Source organism: Paenochrobactrum sp. BZR 201-1 (assembly GCF_044987585.2).
GTDB classification, from domain to species: Bacteria; Pseudomonadota; Alphaproteobacteria; order Rhizobiales; family Rhizobiaceae; genus Paenochrobactrum; species Paenochrobactrum pullorum.
In genome coordinates, this window is record NZ_JBJDRZ020000029.1 from 43,030 (window position 1) to 64,494 (window position 21,465).

Annotated in this window: 20 protein-coding genes; 14 read left to right on the top strand and 6 right to left on the bottom strand. The window is 48.0% G+C overall.

The window, feature by feature from the left end:
- Positions 1-12: 12 nt before the first annotated feature.
- Positions 13-1,464, bottom strand: a complete 1,452-nt coding sequence (locus ACI0FR_RS14820; protein WP_404908257.1) for an NAD-dependent succinate-semialdehyde dehydrogenase — start codon at positions 1,462-1,464, stop codon at positions 13-15.
- A gap of 138 nt (positions 1,465-1,602) precedes the next feature.
- Between ACI0FR_RS14820 and ACI0FR_RS14825 the strand changes: the two genes are divergently transcribed.
- The 5 genes from ACI0FR_RS14825 (at position 1,603) to ACI0FR_RS14845 (ending at position 6,211) form a co-directional block, all read left to right on the top strand.
- The gene (locus ACI0FR_RS14825) at positions 1,603-2,349 is read left to right on the top strand and encodes an IclR family transcriptional regulator (RefSeq protein ID WP_374833844.1); all 747 of its coding nucleotides are present in this window, start codon (positions 1,603-1,605) and stop codon (positions 2,347-2,349) included.
- Positions 2,350-2,576: 227 nt separating this feature from the next.
- Positions 2,577-3,020 (top strand): MarR family winged helix-turn-helix transcriptional regulator, encoded by a 444-nt coding sequence (locus ACI0FR_RS14830; protein ID WP_374833846.1) that lies wholly within the window; start codon positions 2,577-2,579, stop codon positions 3,018-3,020.
- Positions 3,007-4,734: an MFS transporter gene (locus ACI0FR_RS14835; RefSeq protein ID WP_404908261.1), complete on the top strand. Its 1,728-nt coding sequence runs from the start codon at positions 3,007-3,009 to the stop codon at positions 4,732-4,734. Before ACI0FR_RS14830 ends, ACI0FR_RS14835 begins: the two co-directional genes overlap by 14 nt.
- Before the next feature lie 32 nt (positions 4,735-4,766).
- Positions 4,767-5,807 carry an HlyD family secretion protein gene (locus ACI0FR_RS14840; RefSeq protein ID WP_404908264.1) on the top strand — a complete coding sequence of 347 codons (1,041 nt, stop codon included), beginning with the start codon at positions 4,767-4,769 and terminating at the stop codon, positions 5,805-5,807.
- A 14-nt stretch (positions 5,808-5,821) separates the two neighbouring features.
- Complete coding sequence (locus ACI0FR_RS14845; RefSeq protein WP_374833852.1) at positions 5,822-6,211, top strand: NUDIX hydrolase; 390 nt, start codon at positions 5,822-5,824, stop codon at positions 6,209-6,211.
- Positions 6,212-6,491: 280 nt separating this feature from the next.
- Here the strand turns inward: ACI0FR_RS14845 and ACI0FR_RS14850 are convergent, their stop codons facing one another.
- The gene (locus ACI0FR_RS14850) at positions 6,492-6,665 is read right to left on the bottom strand and encodes a hypothetical protein (RefSeq protein WP_374833854.1); all 174 of its coding nucleotides are present in this window, start codon (positions 6,663-6,665) and stop codon (positions 6,492-6,494) included.
- A 26-nt stretch (positions 6,666-6,691) separates the two neighbouring features.
- Between ACI0FR_RS14850 and ACI0FR_RS14855 the strand changes: the two genes are divergently transcribed.
- Positions 6,692-8,305: an ABC-F family ATP-binding cassette domain-containing protein gene (locus tag ACI0FR_RS14855; RefSeq protein ID WP_404908268.1), complete on the top strand. Its 1,614-nt coding sequence runs from the start codon at positions 6,692-6,694 to the stop codon at positions 8,303-8,305.
- 63 nt (positions 8,306-8,368) lie between these two features.
- Here the strand turns inward: ACI0FR_RS14855 and ACI0FR_RS14860 are convergent, their stop codons facing one another.
- Complete coding sequence (locus ACI0FR_RS14860) at positions 8,369-9,229, bottom strand: DMT family transporter (protein ID WP_404908271.1); 861 nt, start codon at positions 9,227-9,229, stop codon at positions 8,369-8,371.
- Positions 9,230-9,350: 121 nt separating this feature from the next.
- On the opposite strand from ACI0FR_RS14860, the gene ACI0FR_RS14865 reads away from it, so the two are divergent.
- Positions 9,351-10,745 (top strand): aminotransferase-like domain-containing protein, encoded by a 1,395-nt coding sequence (locus ACI0FR_RS14865; RefSeq protein ID WP_404908274.1) that lies wholly within the window; start codon positions 9,351-9,353, stop codon positions 10,743-10,745.
- A 15-nt stretch (positions 10,746-10,760) separates the two neighbouring features.
- Here ACI0FR_RS14865 and ACI0FR_RS14870 read toward each other — a convergent pair whose 3' ends face one another.
- Entirely contained in the window at positions 10,761-12,185 is a 1,425-nt protein-coding gene (locus ACI0FR_RS14870) for a short-chain fatty acyl-CoA regulator family protein (protein WP_404908277.1), read from the bottom strand.
- 187 nt (positions 12,186-12,372) lie between these two features.
- On the opposite strand from ACI0FR_RS14870, the gene ACI0FR_RS14875 reads away from it, so the two are divergent.
- The 3 genes from ACI0FR_RS14875 to prpB are packed head-to-tail and all read left to right on the top strand — an operon-like array spanning position 12,373 to position 16,001.
- Positions 12,373-13,887, top strand: a complete 1,515-nt coding sequence (locus ACI0FR_RS14875) for an MmgE/PrpD family protein (protein ID WP_404908280.1) — start codon at positions 12,373-12,375, stop codon at positions 13,885-13,887.
- A 26-nt stretch (positions 13,888-13,913) separates the two neighbouring features.
- Positions 13,914-15,080, top strand: coding sequence for a bifunctional 2-methylcitrate synthase/citrate synthase (gene prpC / locus ACI0FR_RS14880; protein ID WP_404908282.1), 1,167 nt, complete (start codon positions 13,914-13,916; stop codon positions 15,078-15,080).
- Between the two features lie 9 nt (positions 15,081-15,089).
- Complete coding sequence (gene prpB / locus ACI0FR_RS14885) at positions 15,090-16,001, top strand: methylisocitrate lyase (RefSeq protein ID WP_404908285.1); 912 nt, start codon at positions 15,090-15,092, stop codon at positions 15,999-16,001.
- 43 nt (positions 16,002-16,044) lie between these two features.
- Here the strand turns inward: prpB and ACI0FR_RS14890 are convergent, their stop codons facing one another.
- Positions 16,045-16,671, bottom strand: a complete 627-nt coding sequence (locus tag ACI0FR_RS14890) for a GrpB family protein (protein ID WP_404909801.1) — start codon at positions 16,669-16,671, stop codon at positions 16,045-16,047.
- A gap of 52 nt (positions 16,672-16,723) precedes the next feature.
- Between ACI0FR_RS14890 and ACI0FR_RS14895 the strand changes: the two genes are divergently transcribed.
- Entirely contained in the window at positions 16,724-16,978 is a 255-nt protein-coding gene (locus ACI0FR_RS14895; RefSeq protein ID WP_404909803.1) for a hypothetical protein, read from the top strand.
- 124 nt (positions 16,979-17,102) lie between these two features.
- Complete coding sequence (kynU, locus tag ACI0FR_RS14900; RefSeq protein ID WP_404908294.1) at positions 17,103-18,350, top strand: kynureninase; 1,248 nt, start codon at positions 17,103-17,105, stop codon at positions 18,348-18,350.
- A 74-nt stretch (positions 18,351-18,424) separates the two neighbouring features.
- On the opposite strand, the gene ACI0FR_RS14905 is transcribed toward kynU, so the two are convergent.
- Positions 18,425-18,913 carry a 2-thiouracil desulfurase family protein gene (locus ACI0FR_RS14905; protein ID WP_404908297.1) on the bottom strand — a complete coding sequence of 163 codons (489 nt, stop codon included), beginning with the start codon at positions 18,911-18,913 and terminating at the stop codon, positions 18,425-18,427.
- Between the two features lie 144 nt (positions 18,914-19,057).
- On the opposite strand from ACI0FR_RS14905, the gene ACI0FR_RS14910 reads away from it, so the two are divergent.
- The gene (locus ACI0FR_RS14910; protein WP_404908310.1) at positions 19,058-19,843 is read left to right on the top strand and encodes an aminoglycoside adenylyltransferase family protein; all 786 of its coding nucleotides are present in this window, start codon (positions 19,058-19,060) and stop codon (positions 19,841-19,843) included.
- Positions 19,844-20,070: 227 nt separating this feature from the next.
- Positions 20,071-21,024 carry a Bcr/CflA family efflux MFS transporter gene (locus ACI0FR_RS14915; RefSeq protein ID WP_404908300.1) on the top strand — a complete coding sequence of 318 codons (954 nt, stop codon included), beginning with the start codon at positions 20,071-20,073 and terminating at the stop codon, positions 21,022-21,024.
- The last annotated feature ends 441 nt before the right edge of the window (positions 21,025-21,465 follow it).

Consider the following 21,465-nt stretch of genomic DNA (forward strand, 5'->3'; position numbering starts at 1 on the left):
ATTGCCAATCGATCAAGCGACCGCCGAGCAAAAATATTTAATTTCAAGATATTCATCGATGCCGTAATGCGAGCCTTCACGGCCAAGACCGGATTGTTTAATGCCACCAAACGGTGCCACTTCATTGGAAATCAATCCGGTATTGTGACCAACCATGCCGTATTCCAGCGCTTCCATCACCCGCCACATCCGGCTTGTATTTTCAGTGTAGAAATAAGCGGCAAGACCAAACTCGGTATCATTGGCCATTGCAATCACCTCTTCTTCACTTTCAAAGCGGAAAAGAGGTGCCACAGGGCCAAAAGTTTCTTCACGCGCCACAGCCATTGTCTGTGTTGCACCAGTCAAAACGGTTGGCTCAAAGAAAGTGCCGCCCAATGCATGACGTTTACCGCCAGTGACAATTTTCGCACCCTTACCAACAGCATCCTGAATATGGCTTTCCACCTTGGCGATGGCATCATCGTCGATCAATGGGCCTATCAGCACGCCAGCCTTGGTGCCTTCTCCAACGGGCAAAGCCGCTACTTTTTCTGCCAATCTCGTAGCAAAGGCATCATAAATGCCCGTCTGCACATAAAGACGGTTGGAACAAACACAGGTTTGTCCGGCATTGCGATATTTAGAAGCAATGGCGCCTTCAACAGCCGCATCAATATCTGCATCGTCAAAGACGATAAAAGGTGCATTGCCGCCCAGCTCAAGCGACAGTTTTTTGATCGTCGGTGCTGATTGCGCCATTAAAATACGCCCGACTTCGGTGGAACCCGTGAAAGAAAGCTTTCTGACCACATCGCTGGCCGTCAACACGCCGCCAATAATACGTGCATCACCGGTGACGAACTGAAGGACACCCGCAGGAATACCAGCTTGCTCTGCCAAAACACCAAGTGCCAAAGCCGTCAAAGGGGTCTGTTCGGCTGGCTTGACAATCATGGTGCAACCAGCGGCTAAAGCAGGCGCGGCTTTGCGGGTAATCATGGCGGCCGGAAAATTCCACGGCGTAATCGCGGCACAAACACCAATCGGCTGTTTCAAAACAATGATACGTTTATCACTTGCCGGAGCCGGAATAGTCTCGCCATAAATGCGTTTTGCTTCTTCCGAAAACCATTCAACAAATGAAGCAGCATAGAGCACCTCACCTTTTGCTTCCGGCAGCGGCTTACCTTGTTCTGCCGTCATGATGGCGGCCAGATCATCTGCGTTCTCCACCATCAGATCAAACCAACGACGCAGAATTGCTGTTCTGTCTTTGGCAGCCAATGCACGCCATGAAAGCAATGCTTTTTCGGCCGCTGCAATGGCAGCATTGATAGCGGATGCTTGAAGCGATGGCACTGTGCCGACGACTTCGCCATTAGCAGGATTTGTCACTGCAATAGCTTCATTGTTGCTGGCCACCCACTGGCCATCAATCAAACAGTGATCTCGCAGCAGATCCGGATTTTTCAGGTTGACCATTCTCTCCTCCGACTATAAAAGTTCAATTAGATGAACTTGAATCAGTTAACTGAACTAAGTTGGCAGGAGTATAACAACGTGTCAAGCGCCGGATCAGCAAGGCTCAGGCAAGCCACATCACAAAAACAAACAGATTCCGTGCCCGCTCTCAGGCGTGCTGTTGCCATTCTCGATATGGTTTCAAATGCTGGCAGCAACTTGAATGCAGCCGAGATTACCCGTAATGCGGGCTTGCCTAAAAGCACCGTTCACGGTCTTTTGGCTGTCATGAGCGAGTTAAATTTGTTGGTTAAAAACGATGATGGCCGCTTTTCTGTCGGTGCACATCCTATGCGTTGGGCGAATAGTTTTCTCGGCCAAATGGATATTGTATCCATCTTCAGAAATTATTTTGCAAACGAGCCGGCACTTGATCACTATACTGTGACCTTGACCATCCGTGATCATGATGAAGTGGTTTATATCGGCTGCCGCAATTCCGACCAGCCACTTGGCCACTCATTTCGTATTGGCATGCGTCTGCCCGCCCCTTATACAGCAACCGGAAAAATGCTTTTGTCGGAACTTACCGATCAAACCATATCCGACATGTTTGCTCACGGTCTGCCACCGGCCTTGAGCGGCAGAAGTGTTAAAGACATCAATCTGTTAAAACAAGAATTAGCCGAAACCCGAACACGCGGTTACTCCATAGATGACGGCCAAATTCGGGAAGGTATGATCTGCATTGGTGCCGCTATCCGAGACCACACCGGATATGCCAATGCCGGTATTGCCATCAGCTTGCTGGAAAGCGAGGCAACGGCTGAAACAATAGAAAAATTGGGGCACATCATGCAAAAAGCAGCCTCTGATCTTTCCATGCAAATGGGTTATAGCCGCTAATATAAATTACGTTTCGCAATGCGGGTGCGTGAGGGCACGAGTTGACCTCACACGCATAATCATTTTATTTTTAAAATTTTTGATGTCTTAACACAAAAGCGTGAAACCAGATTGCACCTTTTTACGCCTTTTTCTAGTGTCCTCACATTGAAACCGTCAAGTACCCATGTTATTTATTTAACTTAAATACTTAGCACACTAATATATAGCCCCCAATGGATAATCTCGTGATCAGCTCAGAGTTTCTCGAAGAGCTCACCAAGGTGAGCCGTAAAATACGCAATGTTTTCAATCAGAAAGTCACCGAACACGGATTAACATATCCGCGTGCACGCACATTATTGCGCCTGATCAAAAAGCCCAATATGACCCAAAGCGAACTGGCTTTTGAACTCGAGCTTGAACAAGCAACCATGGTGCGTTTGCTTGATCGTTTGGAAGAAAATGGTGTTATCGAGCGCCATCCTGATCCCAATGACCGCCGCGCCAAATTATTGGTTTTAACACCACATGGCATTCAGCAAGCAGAACTTGTTCGCTCAATCGGTGAAACAATGCGCAAGCAGATGTTTCAAAACATGACTCAGGAAGAGCTAATGGCTTGTATTGAGCTTTTTCATCGCATTTCCGGTAATATCGACGATATGGACAACCTTGATGGCCCGGCTTGAAGCGTCAGCCAAGGCTGCGGCAGACGATGAGGAACGGATTGAACAACCAAGCGTTGAGCAATCTGTTGATGACGAGCAGGTTGTTGAAACCGCTGAGCCAAAGCCTGCGTCGGCACCAAAAGCACCTCCTCCGTTCATACCAAAGCCCATTTTTATTACGGCACTTTATATGCTTGCCGGTATTCTCCTTGCACTCACGCAAGGCTTTGGCATGAGCTTCTTAAGCATCAACCTGCAACAAATCGCAGGGCCGATGGGGCTGACCCAAACCGAAGCAACATGGTTGCAGGCAGCCTATCTTTTCCCTAATGCCAGTTTGACGCTGATGCTGTTCAAAATCCGTGCCCAATATGGATTGCGTAATTTTGCGGAAGTGGCCATTGTTGTTTATGCGCTTGTTTGCCTTGCACATTTTTGGGTGGAAACATACGAGAGTGCGCTTGCTTTGCGTTTTGTGGCGGGTCTTGCCGCAGCACCTATGACCTCGCTCGGGTTTCTATACACGTTGGAGTGTTTGCCGCCTGCAAAAAGAATGACCATCGGTCTTTGTACGGCATTAACAGCGCTTGTTATTCCGATGCCACTCACAGGTCTCATTTCACCTTATTTGCTGGATGCCGGTCAGCAATATTCGATCTATCTGGTAGAGCTTGGCTTTGCGATGATTTGTATGGGGCTGGTTTATATATTGCCGCTGGCCTCACCACCGCGTGCCAAAGTTATCAGCTTTCTCGATATTGTCAGCTATCTCTTTCTTGCCACTTCAATGGGTTGTTTTGCCGTCGCTTTCACCGTTGGCCGTCTTTATTGGTGGACTGAAGTGGATTGGATCGCATGGCTGATAATTGCCGGCATTGCATCAGGCGCAATTTTTGCGATGATTGAACTCAACCGCACCAATCATCTGGTAGATATACGCTGGCTTGCTTCAAAGGAAATCATCCATTTCACCGGTGCATTGATGGTTTCGCGCCTGATTTTGTCTGAACAAACCAGTGGTGCGATCAATTTCATGCGCATCAACGGCATGCAAAATGAGCAATTGAGCGGACTTTATCTCTCGATTATTGCCGGTGCGGTCACTGCCGCGGTTGTTTGTGCAAAAATCATGAAACCGGGACGTGAATCTTCCATTCACGCCGTTGCATTTCTGTTGATGGCACTAGGCAGCTATATGGACAGCCTCTCAACCTCGCTCACCAGACCGGAACAAATGTATCTGAGCCAGTTTATGGTCAGTTTTGCCGGTGGCATTTTCCTACCCCCCGCCTTGATGATCGGCATGGCCGCCGCCATGAAACGGGGTCCCAGTTACATTCTTTCTTTCATCGTGGTGTTTCTGGCAGCTCAAAAGGTTGGCAGTTATTTTGGCAGTGCGCTTTACGGTACTTTCGTGCAATGGCGCGAACAGTTTCATTCGTTTCGCTTGGTCTCGCAGCTTGCGTCAACCGATCCGTTGGTTACAACCCGCTTGAAACAATTAAGCGGCAGCTACGGCAAACTGCTCACCGACCCCAGCCAGCAAACGCTGCAAGGCGCATCACTGTTGGCAAAACAAGTCCAGCAACAAGCCTATACCCTTGCTTATAATGACTCGTTTTTATTCACCGCCTATTTATCACTCGGTGCGTTGGCGTGCCTTTGTATCCATGTGGCCTGGCGCAACAGGCATAAATTTTTCGCACTCAATAAAGCTGAAACAGCTCCCGTATAATTCAATAAAGCGAACCCAAAGAAGTTCATTCCATGTCAAAGATATTTCGTTTTATCGCTACTTATGTTGCACTCGCCATTGGCTTGGCCGGTATTTTCATCGTATTATATGCTTGGAATTTGCCACCCTTCCATGGCGGTACCGAAACCACCAATGACGCTTATATTCGCGGTCAAATCACGCTTTTAAGCCCACAATTGGCAGGCTATCTGGTAGACGTACCGGTGCAGGATTATCAAAAAATCCATAAAGGCGACCTGATCGCCAAAATCGACGACCGTATCTATGTTCAAAAAGCAGAACAGGCTAAAGCAGCCCTCAAAGCCGCTGAAGCCTCCCTTGCTATGTCGGAACAAAGCCGCAAATCAGCCGAAGCCAAAATCGTCTCGGCCAAGGCAGCTCTGGAAAGCGCAAAAGCAGCTCTCGCCTCAGCTCAAACTGCGCATAACCGCACCCAGTCTTTGCTTGATCGCCATATTGCGACCCAAAGTGATGCTGAAAAAAATCTGGCAACCTATGATCAGGCACAAGCTGCCGTACATCAAGCCGAAGCAGGTATTTTGATTGCGGAACAGGAGCTGAATTCAACTATTGTCAGCCGCCGTTCTTTGGTGGCCAATGTAGAAAGTGCTAAGGCAGCCGTTGAACTCGCCGAAATCGATCTTGCCAATACGCGTATTATTGCGCCCGCTGATGGTATACTGGGCGAAGTTACCGGCCGTATCGGCCAATATGTCTCGGTCGGTACTCAGATCGGCTCGGTTGTTACCGAACATTTATGGGTTATCGCCAATTTCAAGGAGACACAGCTCAGCAAAATGAAAATGGGGCAACCTGTAACCTTCACAGTGGATGCTCTGGAAAACAAAGAATTTACCGGCACGATAGAGCGCTTTGCACCGGCAACCGGTTCGGAATTTTCGGTCATTCGTGCCGACAATGCGACTGGCAACTTTACCAAAGTCGCCCAACGTATTCCGGTACGCATCAAGATCGACGACAACCAGCCCTTGAGCGACAAATTAATGCCTGGCATGTCAGTTATTGCCAATGTAAGTTCCGCGCGCGAATAAAAACGAGGCTCACGATGGAAATCAAGATTGCAGCTGCTGCTTTAATGCGTGCGGATGGCGCAACATTATTGGTGCGCAAACGCGGAACATCTTCCTTCATGCAACCAGGTGGCAAAATTGATGCAGGAGAAACCGCAATACAAGCACTTTGTCGCGAATTGCATGAAGAATTAGGCCTCAAAATTGAACATGATAAGCCGCATTATCTTGGAAAATTTTCAGCACCTGCCGCCAATGAAACAGGCGCGACAGTTATTGCTGAAATTTTTCAAATTGAAACAGATGCAAAGATTGAACCCCGAGCGGAAATCGAAGATGCTCGTTGGGTTTTTACCACTGACACAGATGATTTAGAGCTTGCACCTTTAACGCGTGACCAAGTGCTGCCCCTTATCTGGAAATAATGAAACAATTAGAAAAATAGCGGCAAGCACCTTGCCGTTATTTTTTCTGTATTTCTCTTCATCATATAATTTAAAAACACTGTATTTTTTAAAATAATCACTTATATTCATTCACATCGTTGCAATTTCATCGGATAGATAAATGCTGTAAAAACCGCACATATCATAAATTTTTACCTTATCAGTGGGCTATTAATTTGTGAGCTTGTTCATGTCTGCGGTTTTGAATTCTCCGGTTTGTGCTTATTTTTATTCCAATTTTTCGTCCCGACGCACAATCTCAGCCTCGATCCGCCAGACGCCCCATCTTCATTTCATGATGAGGTTTTAAAAAATGGAAATTATTGAACATTAGACGTGTTTCTTTCAGGTCGCTCTCCTGAACCATCACAAAAGCCAGCACCAATATATCCCTTTCTGCAATGCGGAAGGTTCTTGCTTGTGCTGATTTCATTTTCAAAATTTATTCTGAGGTACCAGATGACACATCATTACATAACGCTGGAAGGCGTTTCTTTTGTGTTGCCTGATGGCACGACACTTTTTCATGATCTCAACGAGCAATTTGACGGCCGACCGACAGGTCTGGTGGGTCGCAATGGCACGGGCAAAACCGTGCTTGCTAAAATTTTAAGCGGCGAAAAACAGCCAACAACCGGCCATTGCCTGCGTTCAGGCGCCGTGCATTATCTGGCTCAGCAAATTATTCAACCGGAAAACACAACACTTGCCGAGTTAACAGGCATGCAAACCACTTTAGATGCTCTCAAACGTATCGAACGCGGCAGCACTGAAATAGCTGATTTTGATGCAGTTGGTGACCATTGGGACATTGAGCAGCGTTTACGAACAGAGCTGGAGCGCAATAATTTAGGCTATCTTGATGCGACAACCCCTGCCCATCGTTTAAGTGGTGGTGAAGCGATGCGCGTAGCTTTAATCGGAGCGTTGCTGTCGAACACTGATTTTCTCATCCTTGATGAACCGACCAACCACCTTGACCGGCAGAACCGTCTTGCATTGATCGAACAACTGAAAAACTGGCCCCGCGGGCTCTTGGTTATCAGCCATGATCGCCAATTACTGGCTACGATGGAGCGTATAGTTGAGCTATCATCACTTGGCATGCGCAGTTATGGGGGCGATTATAATTTCTATCGGTTAAGCAAGCAACAAGAGCACGAAAACGCATTCAAACAGCTTGACCACTTAAAGGCCGAGCGTCGTCGTGAGGAGCAAACCTTACGCGACCAACGTGAAAAACTAGAAAAACGGCAAGCAAGCGGTAACCGCACAGCCAAACAAGCCAATCAGGCAAAAATTCTGCTTGGCCGCCAGAAAAATCGCAGTCAAGCAACTGCCGGTAAATTAATACAGCAACAAAGTTCGGCACGCTCATTACTGTTACAAAGGGTTCTTGAAGCTGAGCAGAAAATGGAAGAAAACACTGCGATTACGCTCCATCAACTTCCCGTCACCAACGCTTCCCATAAACGTATTGCTGAATTGGACAATGTGGAACTCCCCTTTGTCAGCGGCACAAGCCGCAATATCACTCTTATCATCAATGGTCAGCAGCGCATCGGCGTTACCGGGCCAAATGGCTGTGGTAAATCCACTTTGCTTAGAATTCTTGACGGGCAGCTCAAACCACTGAGCGGCACCTGCAAAATCTTGACGAAAGGGATTTATCTCGACCAAAACTTGTCCAACCTTGATCCGGAAAAAACAGTGCTGGAGCAGATACGATTAGCCAATCCTACAATGCCGGAAGGTGATTTGCGTATGCGTTTGGCACAATTGGGGCTTGATGCACAAAAAATTACAATTGCCAGCGGTTTATTGAGCGGTGGCGAGCGTTTGAAAGCCGCTCTGGCTTGCGTCCTCTATGCAGAGCCTGCAACAGAGTTTTTAATGCTGGATGAACCGAGCAACCATCTGGACTTACCTTCTTTGCAAGCTCTGGAAACTATGCTCAAAAACTATCAGGGAGCACTGATAGTGGTGTCGCATGATGATCACTTCCTCAACAATATCGGTCTAACTGATCGTCTCCAGGCGACATCAAAAGGTTGGCAATTACAAACTCTTTAGACAAATAATCATAAAGCCGGAATGATTTCCGGCTTTATGAAATTATAACGTCACGTTTTTCAATCACGCAAAACGCTTGGCACCTGCAACGCATAAAACCACAATCAGCGTTGAAGCCACCATCGTCCAGGCAATAGGCTCATGCAAAAAAATACCAGCCAAAAGAAAGCCGAAAAAAGGTTGCAAAAGCTGCAACTGACCCACTCCGGTAATGCCACCTAGAGCCAAGCCACGATACCAGAAAACAAAGCCAATCATCATCGAGAAAACGGAAATATAGAACAATCCAAACCAACCAGCAGGTGTTACATTGCTGACAGTTTGCGGCACAGTGAAAAACCCGATGATAAACATAACCGGAAATGACACCAGCAAGGCCCATGAAATAACCTGCCATCCGCCAAGTTTACGCGATAATGTTGCGCCTTCCGCATAACCAAGTCCGCAAATAATCACGGCTGCAATCATCAACAAATCGCCAGTCAGATTACCGCCGCTGCTGCCATAAAGTGCAAAACCTGCAACCGTTACTGCCCCAATAATTGAAAATATCCAGAAAGCCGGCTCAGGCCTCTCACCACCGCGCAACACGCCAAAAATTGCAGTCGCCAACGGTAACATCCCGACAAATACAATCGAATGCGCCGCCGTGATGTGCTGCAATGCTAAAGCGGTTAATAATGGAAAGCCCAAAACAGTACCGATTGCCACCAAAATGAGCGGAAAAATATCGCTTCGATCAGGCTTTTGCTGTTTGAGAACCAGCAAAAAAAATCCACCAAGCAAGGCCGCAATAACCGCTCGTGCCGATGTTAAAAACATTGGTTCAAAATCGAGAACCGCAACGCGTGTGGCAGGCAATGAACCGCTAAAAATGATAACGCCGATAAGGCCACTACCCCAACCTGCACTCAACTTACTCATAAAGCCTCACTTTCATAAGGCAGTGCATTACGCTTATCTTGCTGGCGTTAACAGAAACAGTATGATACAGTTTCAACAAACTGTATGGGTCAATATATCCATACAATTTAAAGGGCATTTTATGCGCACCACCGAGCAGACACGCACCGAAGAACTGATGAATGTCATCCGTGTCAAAATCGCCAATCGTGTGCTCAGCCCATCGGATCGGCTGCCTTCTGTTCGTCGTTTTGCGGCCACCATGCAGGTTTCCCCTTCCACTGTCGTAGAGGCCTATGACCGGTTGGAAGCAGAAGGTATTATCCGCGCGCGACGTGGCTCCGGTTTTTATGTAACGGGCGCTGATCTGCCACCAATGGCGCTTGCTGAAATGGGGCCGATACGCGAACGTGATGTTGACCCTTTCTGGGTTTCCAAACAGTCATTGGAAACCGATGATAGTGTTTTAAAACCCGGCTGCGGCTGGCTGCCACCGGACTGGATGCCTCATGAAGCATTACGAAAAGCCTTGCGTAGTATCAGCCGTTCGGAAGATTGTTTACTCACCGATTACGGCAATGCGCAAAGCACCTTGGCATTGCGCCGTTTGCTGCTCGGACGCTTTGCTGAAGAAGGTTTGAATATCGGTGCCGAACAAATTTTGCTGACCACTTCAGGCACACAAGCGATTGACCTGATCTGCCGCCTACTCTTACGGCCGGGTGATACTGTACTGGTCGATGATCCCTGCTATTTCAATTTTCAAGCATTGCTGCGTGCGCATCAGGTGAAAATTGCAGCTGTCACCTTCACACCATCAGGCCCTGATATAGACGCATTTGAAACGATTTTGAAAGAGCAGTCTCCCCGTCTTTATATCACCAATTCGGCACTGCATAATCCAACCGGTGCCAGCCTTTCACCACAAACGGCTTACCGTGTTTTAAGTGCTGCTTCCGCGCACGGCATGACCATTGTCGAAGATGATATTTTTACCGATTTCGAGCCTAATCTATCACCGCGTTTGGCAATTTCAGATGGTCTAAACCGTGTTATTCGTATTGGCAGTTTTTCCAAAACATTATCTGCATCTGTACGCTGCGGATATATTGCGGCTAGTCCTGAATGGATTGAAGGGCTGACAGATTTGCAAATTGCCACAAGTTTTGGCGGTCCAAGCCCCATCACCAGCGCAATAATTGTAAAAGTTTTGGCAGGTGGCACTTATCGCAAGCACATGGATGAAGTGCGCCACCGTTTAACACTTGCCCGACTGGATGTCGCAAAGCGCTTGTCGGCACTTGGCATCAAGCCTTGGCTGATGCCGCGCGGTGGTTTTTACCTATGGTGTCAATTACCGGAAGGTGTGGACTCTGCCATATTGGCGCGTCGCTGTATGGAAGAAAAAATCATGCTTGCACCCGGCAATGCTTTCAGTGTTTCACAATCCGCGGCAGCATTTTTACGTTTTAATGTCGCGCAAACACAAAATCCACAGATTTACAGCACATTAAGACGACTGTTGAAAGACATTTGATCACATTTGGCACGATTAACGCATCCCCTCATAACGCGAGAAAGCAGTGATGTTTTCATTGATACGACTTGTTTGCGTCAAGGGTGGAAATGCACGCTGCGCACAATTGGCACGTTCACATAATTTGCACCCCGCGCCAATCATGGTGCGCGCTTCCGGATCATTGATCGCCAGACCTTTAGAATAAACCAAGTGTGAGGCATGGGCCAAATCGCAACCAAGCCCAATGGCAAAGGTTTTTTCCGGTGCACCATAGCCGCCATGATGATGTGTCACTGTGCGCGCTATCCACAAATAAGCGCGCCCGTCCGGCATTTCGGCAATTTGTGTGCAAATACGATCAGGCGATAAAAATGCTTCATAGACTGTCCAGAGCGGGCAACTCCCGCCAACGCGGGAGAAATGAAAATCAGTCGCGGATTGACGCTTTGATATATTACCGGCTCTGTCGACACGCACAAAAAAGAACGGCACACCATGCGCACCGGGACGTTGCAAAGTGCTTAAACGGTGGCAAATGGTTTCAAAACCAACACCGAATTTTTGTCCCAGCAGATCAATATCATAGCGAAGTTCTTCCGCGGCGTTCAAAAAGCGGCCATAAGGCAAAATGACGGCACCAGCAAAATAATTCGCTAAGCCGATGCGTAAAAGTGCAATGGTTTCAGCATCTGAAAACTCGGCCTGACCACAGAGCTTTTGCAATAGGTTTTCTTGCTCCAGAAAACAAAGTTGTGTCGCTATTTGAAAAGCGGACTGCCCTAAAGACAAAGCCCTTGATAAGGTCAAAACTTTATTTTGCAGATCAAAGTGCCGAACAGTATTTTTCTGCGCCCCAGTATCAATATAATTCACCCGCACGCCATGCATTGCTTGCAATCTTGCTGTTAAAGCGTCAACCAAGCGACCATTTTTAACATCAAGACTCTCAGCCAATCGTTCTGCCTGTTCATCCAGTTCGGCGATATGATTACTTTTTGAATAAAAATAATCCCGCACCGCTTCATAAGGCATTGAACGATAGGTGTTCTCTGTTACCTGACGCGGATCGCCCAAACGGATCGCCAAACCTTCCGATTGCTCCACCGCCTGCCGCATTTGCTTGTAAAGCTGGATCACCGCACGCCCCATCGCTGGCATATTGCTGACAATATCTTTGATATCGCTGTTGGAAATCGTCTCGCCAATGATCGGATTGGATAGGACTTGCCGCAACTCCCCCACCAGCCGCGTTTCATCCTCCTCCGAGAAGAATTGCACATCAACGCCGAAAGCAGAGTTCATCCGCAATAAAACCGGCACGGTTATCGGTCTTTGATTGTTTTCAATCTGATTGAGATAGCTCAGCGAAATACCCAATGCATTCGCCAAAGCTTGTTGCGTCAAGCTTTTTTCCTCACGCAGCCTTCGCAACCTTGCGCCGACAAATGGTTTTTTCATGCGCCACCTCTCCCTGCCCTTGTGAAAACTGAAAACTTCGCAAACTTTGCAGATTTGCAAAATTTTCTTCACAAAACTCCACAATTTCAGTCATTTACCTCATTCTTTATAAGTGGATATTGCAAACTATTACAAGGGGCACACGGACCAAAATCGTTTTTGGTTGTTTACTTATGGAGATGCATTCGTGAATTCACATACAGTCCGCACTTATAAATCAGCTGAACCTTTAGCGCGTGAAGATCAGCTTGCATGGAAAATTGCCAGCATTGCCGCTGATAATGTTCCGCTTGATGAAGATGTTGTCGACATGATCGGCAATCGTATCATCGACAATGCGTCGGTTGCAGCTGCCTCTCTTGCCCGCCGTCCCGTCATCAGTGCCCGTGCGCAGGCCACTGCTCATCCTTATAAAAAAGGCGCCACTGTTTTCGGTTTGCCATCCGACACCCGCGTTTCGCCGGAATGGGCTGCATGGGCGAACGGCGTTGCTGTGCGCGAACTTGATTTTCATGACACATTTTTGGCGGCAGATTACTCGCATCCGGCTGACAATATCCCGTCCATTTTAGCTGTTGCCCAGCATTGCGGTTTAAACGGTGCTGCCCTCGCCCGTGGCATTGCAACGGGTTATGAAGTGCAGGTTAATCTTGTTAAAGGCATCTGCCTGCACGAGCATAAAATTGACCATATCGCCCATTTGGGTCCTTCTGCCGCGGCTGGTATCGGCACCGCACTTGGTCTACCGGCTGAAACGATTTATCAGGCGGTTCAGCAGGCTTTGCATGTCACCACCACCACACGCCAATCACGTAAAGGCGAAATCTCCAGCTGGAAAGCTTATGCCCCTGCATTTGCAGGCAAAATGGCAATTGAAGCCGTTGACCGCGTGATGCGCGGCGAAGGCGCACCATCACCGGCATGGGAAGGTGAAGACGGATTTATTGCATGGTTGCTAAGTGGCCCGAGTGCAAAATATAGCGTACACCTGCCGGGTAAAGGTGAAGCCAAACGCGCTATCATGGACACCTATACCAAAGAACATTCGGCGGAATATCAAAGTCAGGCATTGATTGATCTGGCGCGCCGTATGCGCACAAAAATCAGCAATTTTGCAGATATCGCCAGCATTGTTATCCATACCAGCCATCACACCCATTATGTGATTGGAACCGGTGCCAATGATCCGCAGAAAATGGATCCGAATGCCAGCCGTGAAACGCTCGACCATTCGATCATGTATATTTTTGCAGTCGCACTGGAAGATGGTGGTTGGCACCATGAGCGTTCATATGCGCCGGAACGGGCAAAGCGTCCTGAAACAGTAAGCCTCTGGCACAAGATTTCAACGCTGGAAGATGAAACATGGACAAAGCGTTATCACAGTCAGGATCCGAATGAAAAAGCATTTGGCGGTCGCGTCGTCATCACACTGAAAGACGGCACTGTCATCGAAGACGAACTGGCAATTGCGGACGCACATCCGCTTGGTGCCCGTCCGTTCAAACGTGCTGATTATGTCAATAAATTCCGCACACTGGCTGAAGGCATTATCGAAAGAACTGAACAGGATCGCTTCATCGCCACTGTTGAACGCCTGACAAGCCTTAAAGCAGATGAGCTTGGCGGCCTGAACTTCAGCGTATCGCCTGATCGTTTGGGTCTTGCATCACCAAAAGGCATTTTTGACTGCAACGCCTGATTATCCAATCAAGGGAGAAAATAAGCATGACAACACCTAAGCCGAAAAAGTCTGTTGCTCTCTCAGGCGTTGTCGCCGGCAACACTGCATTATGCACAGTCGGTCGCACAGGTAATGACCTGCACTATCGTGGCTATGATATTCTCGATATGGCACGCGCCTGCGAATTTGAAGAGATCGCCTATTTGCTGGTACATGGCGAATTGCCAACCATAACGGAACTTGCAGCCTATAAAGCAAAGCTTAAAGCTTTGCGGGGCTTGCCGGAAGTGGTCAAGCGCACACTCGAACTGCTTCCAGCTGCCACCCATCCGATGGATGTGATGCGATCCGGCATTTCAGCACTTGGTTGTGTGTTGCCGGAAGCCGGTGATCACAACCATCCGGGTGCGCGCGACATTGCCGATCGCTTGATGGCCTCCCTTGGTTCGATGCTGCTTTATTGGCATCACTTTGCCTATAATGGCCGCCGTATTGAGGTGGAAACCGATGACGACTCCATCGGCGGACACTTCCTGCACCTCTTGCACGGCACAGCTCCAAGTGCCGATCATGTCAGAGCCATGCACACATCGCTCATTCTCTATGCCGAGCATGAGTTCAACGCGTCCACTTTCACCGCCCGCTCCATAGCAGGCACCGGTTCGGATATGTATTCCGCCATTTGCGGGGCAATTGGTGCGCTGCGTGGGCCAAAGCATGGCGGTGCCAATGAGGTCGCGTTTGAAATTCAAAAACGCTACGCAAACCCGGATGAGGCCGAAGACGACATTCGCCGCCGCGTAGAAGTCAAAGAAGTCGTTATTGGTTTCGGGCATCCGGTCTATACAATTGCTGACCCGCGCAACAATGTCATCAAACAAGTGGCGCATGAGCTTTCACTCGAAGCAGGCTCAACCCGCATGTATGATATTGCCGAGCGAATTGAAGCGACTATGGCCGAAACCAAAAACATGTTTGCCAATCTCGATTGGTTCAGTGCGGTTTCCTATCACCTGCTTGGCGTGCCGACAGCCATGTTTACGCCGCTTTTTGTCATTGCACGCACATCCGGCTGGGCTGCCCATGTGATTGAGCAACGCATCGATAACAAGATTATCCGTCCATCCGCCAATTATACCGGCCCTGAAAACAAAAAATTCCTGAGCCTCAATGAGCGCAGCAATCAGTCAATCAATGCACGTGCTGCATAAGGACTTATAATGACATATCTTATTGGATCCGAATTAAACGTAGAACCTGCCGGTCAGCGTTTTCGTAAACTGGTCGAGCAAAGCTCGATAGCCCAATTGCCCGGCGCCCATAACGGTATGGCTGCACTACAGGCCAAAAACGCTGGTTTTAAAGGTCTTTATCTCTCCGGTGCGGCGATGACCGCATCAATGGGGATACCCGATCTTGGGATGATTACGGTCGATGAAGTATCATTCTTTATCCGCCAGATCGCCCGTGCCAGCGGCCTGCCTTTGCTGGTCGATGGTGACACCGGCTATGGCGAAGCCCTCAATGTCATGCATATGGTGCGCACATTTGAAGATGCAGGTGCTGGTGCGGTTCATCTTGAAGATCAGTTATTGCCAAAAAAATGCGGCCATCTGAACGACAAAAAACTGGCAAACGCACATGATATGGCAGCAAAAGTGGCTGCCGCCAACAAAGCGCGCCGCCATCTTTATCTGATTGCGCGTACCGATGCAGCCGCCAGCGAAGGCATGGATGGTGCAGTAGCGCGTGCCAAGCTTTATATCGAAGCCGGTGCAGATGCAATTTTTCCGGAAGCATTGACCACTGCTGATATGTTCCGCGAATTTGCGGCGCGTATGCCCGCTGTGCCATTGCTTGCCAATATGACCGAGTTTGGCAGAACGCCTTTCTTCACTGCGTCCGAATTTGAAGAAATGGGCTACCGCATGGTGATCTGGCCGGTTTCATCTCTGCGCGTTGCTAATAAAGCGCAAGAACGCCTTTATGCAGCGATCAAGCAAAACGGTTCAACACAAAGCTGCCTAGGCGACATGCAAACCCGAGCCGAACTTTACGACACGATCGGGCTTGCCAATTATGAAGCGCTCGATGCTTCGATTGTCAGCACAATAGTGCCGGAACCGGTTTGATGATTAGAATCTCGGAGCCCGCTCGAATTGAGCGGGTTTCTTTCTATATCCGGTTTACCTGATACAGCCGATAGGTTTCAAATAGTCTATCATAAATTTCTCTGACCACGGCCTGTTTCTTCATATTATAGGCTTGCACATTCTCGACACCCTCTTTTGCCGACAATTTTGCTTGACCGTAGAGTTCACGGTCTGCGTTATGCGTGATCAGCCAATCACGAAACAGAATATGGCGGATATGTTCCGGGCAATTCGGGGCAAAAACATGCAAATTAACCCGCGGTTCATTCAACCGCAACATACGGTGCTGATACCAAGAGCGCTCACGCACGGTGAGCTGATAGCCAAGCTGTTCCAGTGCCGGCACATATTGTGCTTCATCATCCGGATTTTCAACAATCAGATCAATATCGATAACCGGTTTCGCAGGCAAATCAGGAACAGCGGTTGAACCGACATGTTCAATCGCCAATGCCTGCTCAGATAATGCACCAGCAATATCCGCTTTGAGCTTTTCAAACCAATTGTGCCATTGCGGATCATAGTCTCTTACATCAATATGTTCAGGCTTCGGCTTTCCATGCACCCACGGATTTTCATCCGGATCACCCTCTTCAAATGTGGCAATCACCTCTGCAGCCGGCCAATTTTTCTCATATTTGAAAAGCATTATATTTATTCTCAAAAATCATTTTTATCAAATGGTTACAACAGCAATAGCAATGAAACGATTGTTCCACTACCAGCTGCATCAATATCCTGAAATAACCTATAAAGCAACCGGAGCCGCAACCTTTGTAATGGTGGCGTTAAAATCGTCTGAAATTCCGTTTGAGAGCATCGGCGGTACCGACATTGTAGCAACATTGCGTCGTAATGCCACCAAAGAAGCACCATTTTTGGTGTTCCGCACCGCGCTGGATGCACTGGCTATCATCGAAAAGGAGATACCAACTTTTATTAAAGGCATTGCGTAAAGCTGGGGCTGGAGACTACCGATTTTCTTCGGTCTGTTGATCTGGCCATCGGCAGTATTTTAAGCTTTATTACCACCATATACGGCGCCCCGGTTTGCGTTAATTTGAAAACAGGAGACAGCTCATGTCGCAAAATATAACACTTGAAATAGTACGAGATTGGGACGCAAAGGATATTTTATGCAGTTTTCGTGATCGCTTTATCATTCCCGACGGCATGATATATCTGGACGGCAACTCTTTGGGGCCTGCTCCCAAAACTGCGCTTTCTGCCCTTGATCATGCAGCACGTACGGAGTGGGGACAAGACCTCATCCGCAGCTGGAACAGTGCCGGTTGGTTCGATCTGCCCTTGAAACTTGGCGATAAGGTTGGTGCGCTCACCGGCGCAGCTGCAGGCCAGATCGCTGTATGCGACAGTACCTCCATCAATATTTTCAAAGCTTTGAGTGCCGCCGCAAGCTTGCGCCCTGACCGCAAAACCATTGTCGCAGAAGGCGCAAGCTTTCCGACCGATCTTTATATTGCCGAGGGTTTTGTCGCCAGCCAGCCACATCTAACACTCAAACTGGAAGGTGTAGATGCCGATAGGATAGAAGATTTACTTTCACCCGATGTCGGCGTGGTTTTGTTAAATCATGTCAACTACCGCAGCGGCTACCTGCATGACATGAAGGCGATGACCGCGCGTATTCAAGCGGCAGGTGCGCTTGTCGTTTGGGATTTGTGCCATAGTGCCGGTGCGCTGGATGTTCAGCTTGATGATTGCAACGCCGACTTTGCCGTTGGTTGTACCTATAAATATATCAATGGCGGCCCCGGAGCGCCGGCTTTCATCTATGTAGCCAAACGTCATCAGCAACAAGCACGTCAGCCGCTTTCGGGGTGGTGGGGACATGCACGCCCTTTTGCTTTCGAGCAGCAATATGAAGCAGCGCCTGCCATTGCACGCTTTCTCTGCGGCACCCAACCTATTCTCTCCATGCAGTCGTTAAACGGTGCATTGGAAGCATGGCAAGGCGTCAATATGGCGGATCTGCGTGCAAAAAGTCTGGCTCTGACTGATCTCTTCATCAAACTGGTTGAGTGGCGTTGTGCTGGTTATGATCTGCAACTGGTCACTCCACGCAATCATAGCGAGCGCGGCTCGCAGGTCGGATTTACCCATCCTCATGCTTATGAAGTCATGCAGGCGTTGATTGCCGAACAGGTTATCGGCGATTTTCGTGCACCGGATGTTTTACGTTTTGGCTTCACACCGCTTTATCTGGGCTTTGAAGATGTGTGGAATGCGGTTGAAATTTTACAGGAAGTACTGACAACGGAGCGCTGGAAAGATCCCCGTTTTGCCGCAAAAAATGCCGTAACCTGAGCAGGATTACATCGTTTTGTCGCGGCTATATCAACCGCGACAAAACCCACCCATTCAAAAATTATATTAAAGTTTTAACCCTGCAATCGTTGCTGCAGTAACGCGATCTGATGGTCAGCAAAAACTTCAATACCGTTTTGACGCAGCAAAGCCGCTGTCACACCATTGCCGACATGTTTTTGATTACCAAAACTACCATCATAAATGAAGGCACTGCCGCAAGAGGGGCTTCCATCAATCAACAAAGCAAAGCGGCATTGATGCGCTTTTGCCAACTCCAAAGCGGCCTGTGCCCCTTTGATAAAAAGTGCCGTTACATCTTCACCGTCCAATGCAACCACTTGCGCGTCACCAGCAAGCACGGCCTCGCCCGTTTGTGCGGCATTGATCTCGGCAGGTAATCGCGGCACACTAAAACCGCCTTTTAACTCCGGACAAACAGAGATGACCCGTCCCTCAATCTGCCATTGGTCAAGCAGCGCATGATGAAGAGGTTTCGCTTTGCCGTTATAGCGCACCGGTTGCCCCAACAGACAAGCGCTGACCAGAATTTTCTCGCTCATGGTAATTATTTCGACCATATGTAGAGATATGTTTTTTCATCACAGTTAAATTTTACTGCCTCAACATTCAATCATCAAATTGATTATGTGACAAAGATTTCCTATCGAAACGTCAAGCAAGTCAAACGAAAACCACTCATGCAAATGCCTTCTTCTCTTATTCATGATCAAGCCAGCAGTGCCCTTGAGGTTTTGAAACAGCTTTTAGGCGATCATTTATTGGCCGTTTATTTGCATGGTTCCGCCGCCTCCAGCGGATTAAAACCGCAAAGTGACATTGATATGCTGGTTGTGGTCAAGCAATCCCTCAAGTTGGAAAATCGTCAAAAACTGCTGTCATCCTTACTTGAACTTTCATCACCTCATCCCGCATCCGCCAATGGTCCTCGTTGTCTGGAGGTTATTGTTTTTACCCTTGATGAACTGGAGAAACCACATTTCCCGGTCATTGCTGATTTTATCTATGGCGAATGGTTGCGTGATGGTTTTGTTGGTGGTGAAGTGCCTGTACCCATTGCCGATCCGGAAATGACACTTATTTTAGCCCAAGCCAAAAATGAGGCGATACCGCTCTTCGGCGCTCCGGCATCTCAGTTGCTGCCTACTATTCCTGCCGCAGATATAAGTAATGCAATGCTGAAATTATTACCTGATTTGACAACTAATCTACAAGGCGACGAAAGCAACGTTCTTCTGACACTGGCTCGCATGTGGTACAGCGCAACCACCGGTCAATTCATCAGCAAAGACATGGCCGCCCTTTGGGCAATCCCACAACTACCTGAAACAATGGCACAGACACTCATCTATGCCCGCGATGCGTATCTGGGTGAATTTACCGATAATTGGATAAGCCAGGCAATTTCTGTGACGCGGACTGCCTTTTATCTGCAAACGCAAATAGTTGCACAACTGGAGAATATCAATTAAAGGCACATTTCGTATCTCTCTGTTTGGAGGCATCATTGTGATGAAAGTCGAAAAAGCAACCCAATAAGCCGCACCAACTTTTTGTTGCTGCGGCGTTCTGTATTATCAAAAATTGCTGATAATTCATAAAGCAGATGCCGCTCTTATTTAAATCCCAGAGCGGATGATTTATTATGTCTACTTCACGCCCGATATGGGCTTATTCCCTGTCGGCAGCGCTGCTGCTGATGGCACCTTTTGACATTCTCGCTTCACTGGCGATGGATATATATCTTCCCGTTGTGCCCGATATGCCCGGTCATTTAGGCACAACACCCGCCATGATACAATTTTCACTCAGCCTCTATATGGTGATGCTTGGCGCAGGGCAGGTGATTTTCGGCCCCCTGTCTGACCGGGTCGGCAGACGTCCCGTTTTATTAACCGGAGCATTATTATTTATTATCAGTTCCATCGGTGCATCCTGCTCGACAAATGGAACAGCGTTTGTTTTGTTCCGTTTTGCCCAAGGTTGCGGTGCATCAGCCATACTCGTTGCAACCTTTGCAACAGTGCGCGATGTTTATGCCAACCGCCCGGAAAGTGCTGTTATTTATGGCAGCTTCAGTTCCATTCTTGCTTTTGTGCCAGCTTTAGCTCCAATCATCGGAGTAGGTATCAATACCATCTTTGGATGGCGCGCAATTTTCATAAGTCTCGCCGTCGTTGCCACAAGCGCCTTTATCCATGCTCTATTTTGCTGGCATGAAACAGCACCTGTTATCAAGACACCAAAAAGACCCTCTATACTTCCTATCTTTAGAAGCCCTGAATTCTGGGTCTACACTTTGGGTTTCAGCACTGCGATGGGTAGTTTTTTTGTGTTTTTTTCAACGGCACCACGTGTCATGATCGATATTGCAGGCTATTCACCCACTGCCTTTAGCATTTGCTTTGCAACTGTTGCCGTCGTGATGGTGATAACCACCCGCTTTGTTAAACACATTATCAACCGCTGGGGCATCGCGGGCAGTCTTTGTCGTGGTATATTTTTTAATTGCCACCGGTGCTGTTTTATTGATGTTGGGCGAATTTTACACAACACCATCCTTTACCAGTTTTATTCTGCCGATGTGGATGATTGCCGTTGGTATTGTTTTTACCAGCTCAGTCACCGCCAATGGAGCTTTGGCAAAATTTGACACAATCGCCGGATCAGCTGTCGCCTTTTATTTCTGCATTCAAAGTTTGATTGTCAGCATAATCGGCACATTAACCGTCATTTATTTAAACGGTGACAGTGCATGGCCACTTATCACTTATGCATCTGGCATGTCATTGATTGTTTTATCCGGCCAATTATTTTTACACAATAAAACAAAGCGACCATAAACAACGTACTGATCGGATGTAAGACCATCCGATCAGCATTATTTTTGTTTGTCAAAACCGTGTTTATCTAGGATGTGGACCTGATCAAACAATTGTCTTTATTGAGTGTTTTTATTGGTTTTAGGTTTTGACAGTAGAGAGGCTTATTATGAGCGATCTTTTCTGGCTTTCAGATGCTGCGTGAAAGGCATGATTGGCTTCCAAATTGTCCTTGACCAAGACGGATACTCGACGTGTCGATGATCGGCGTG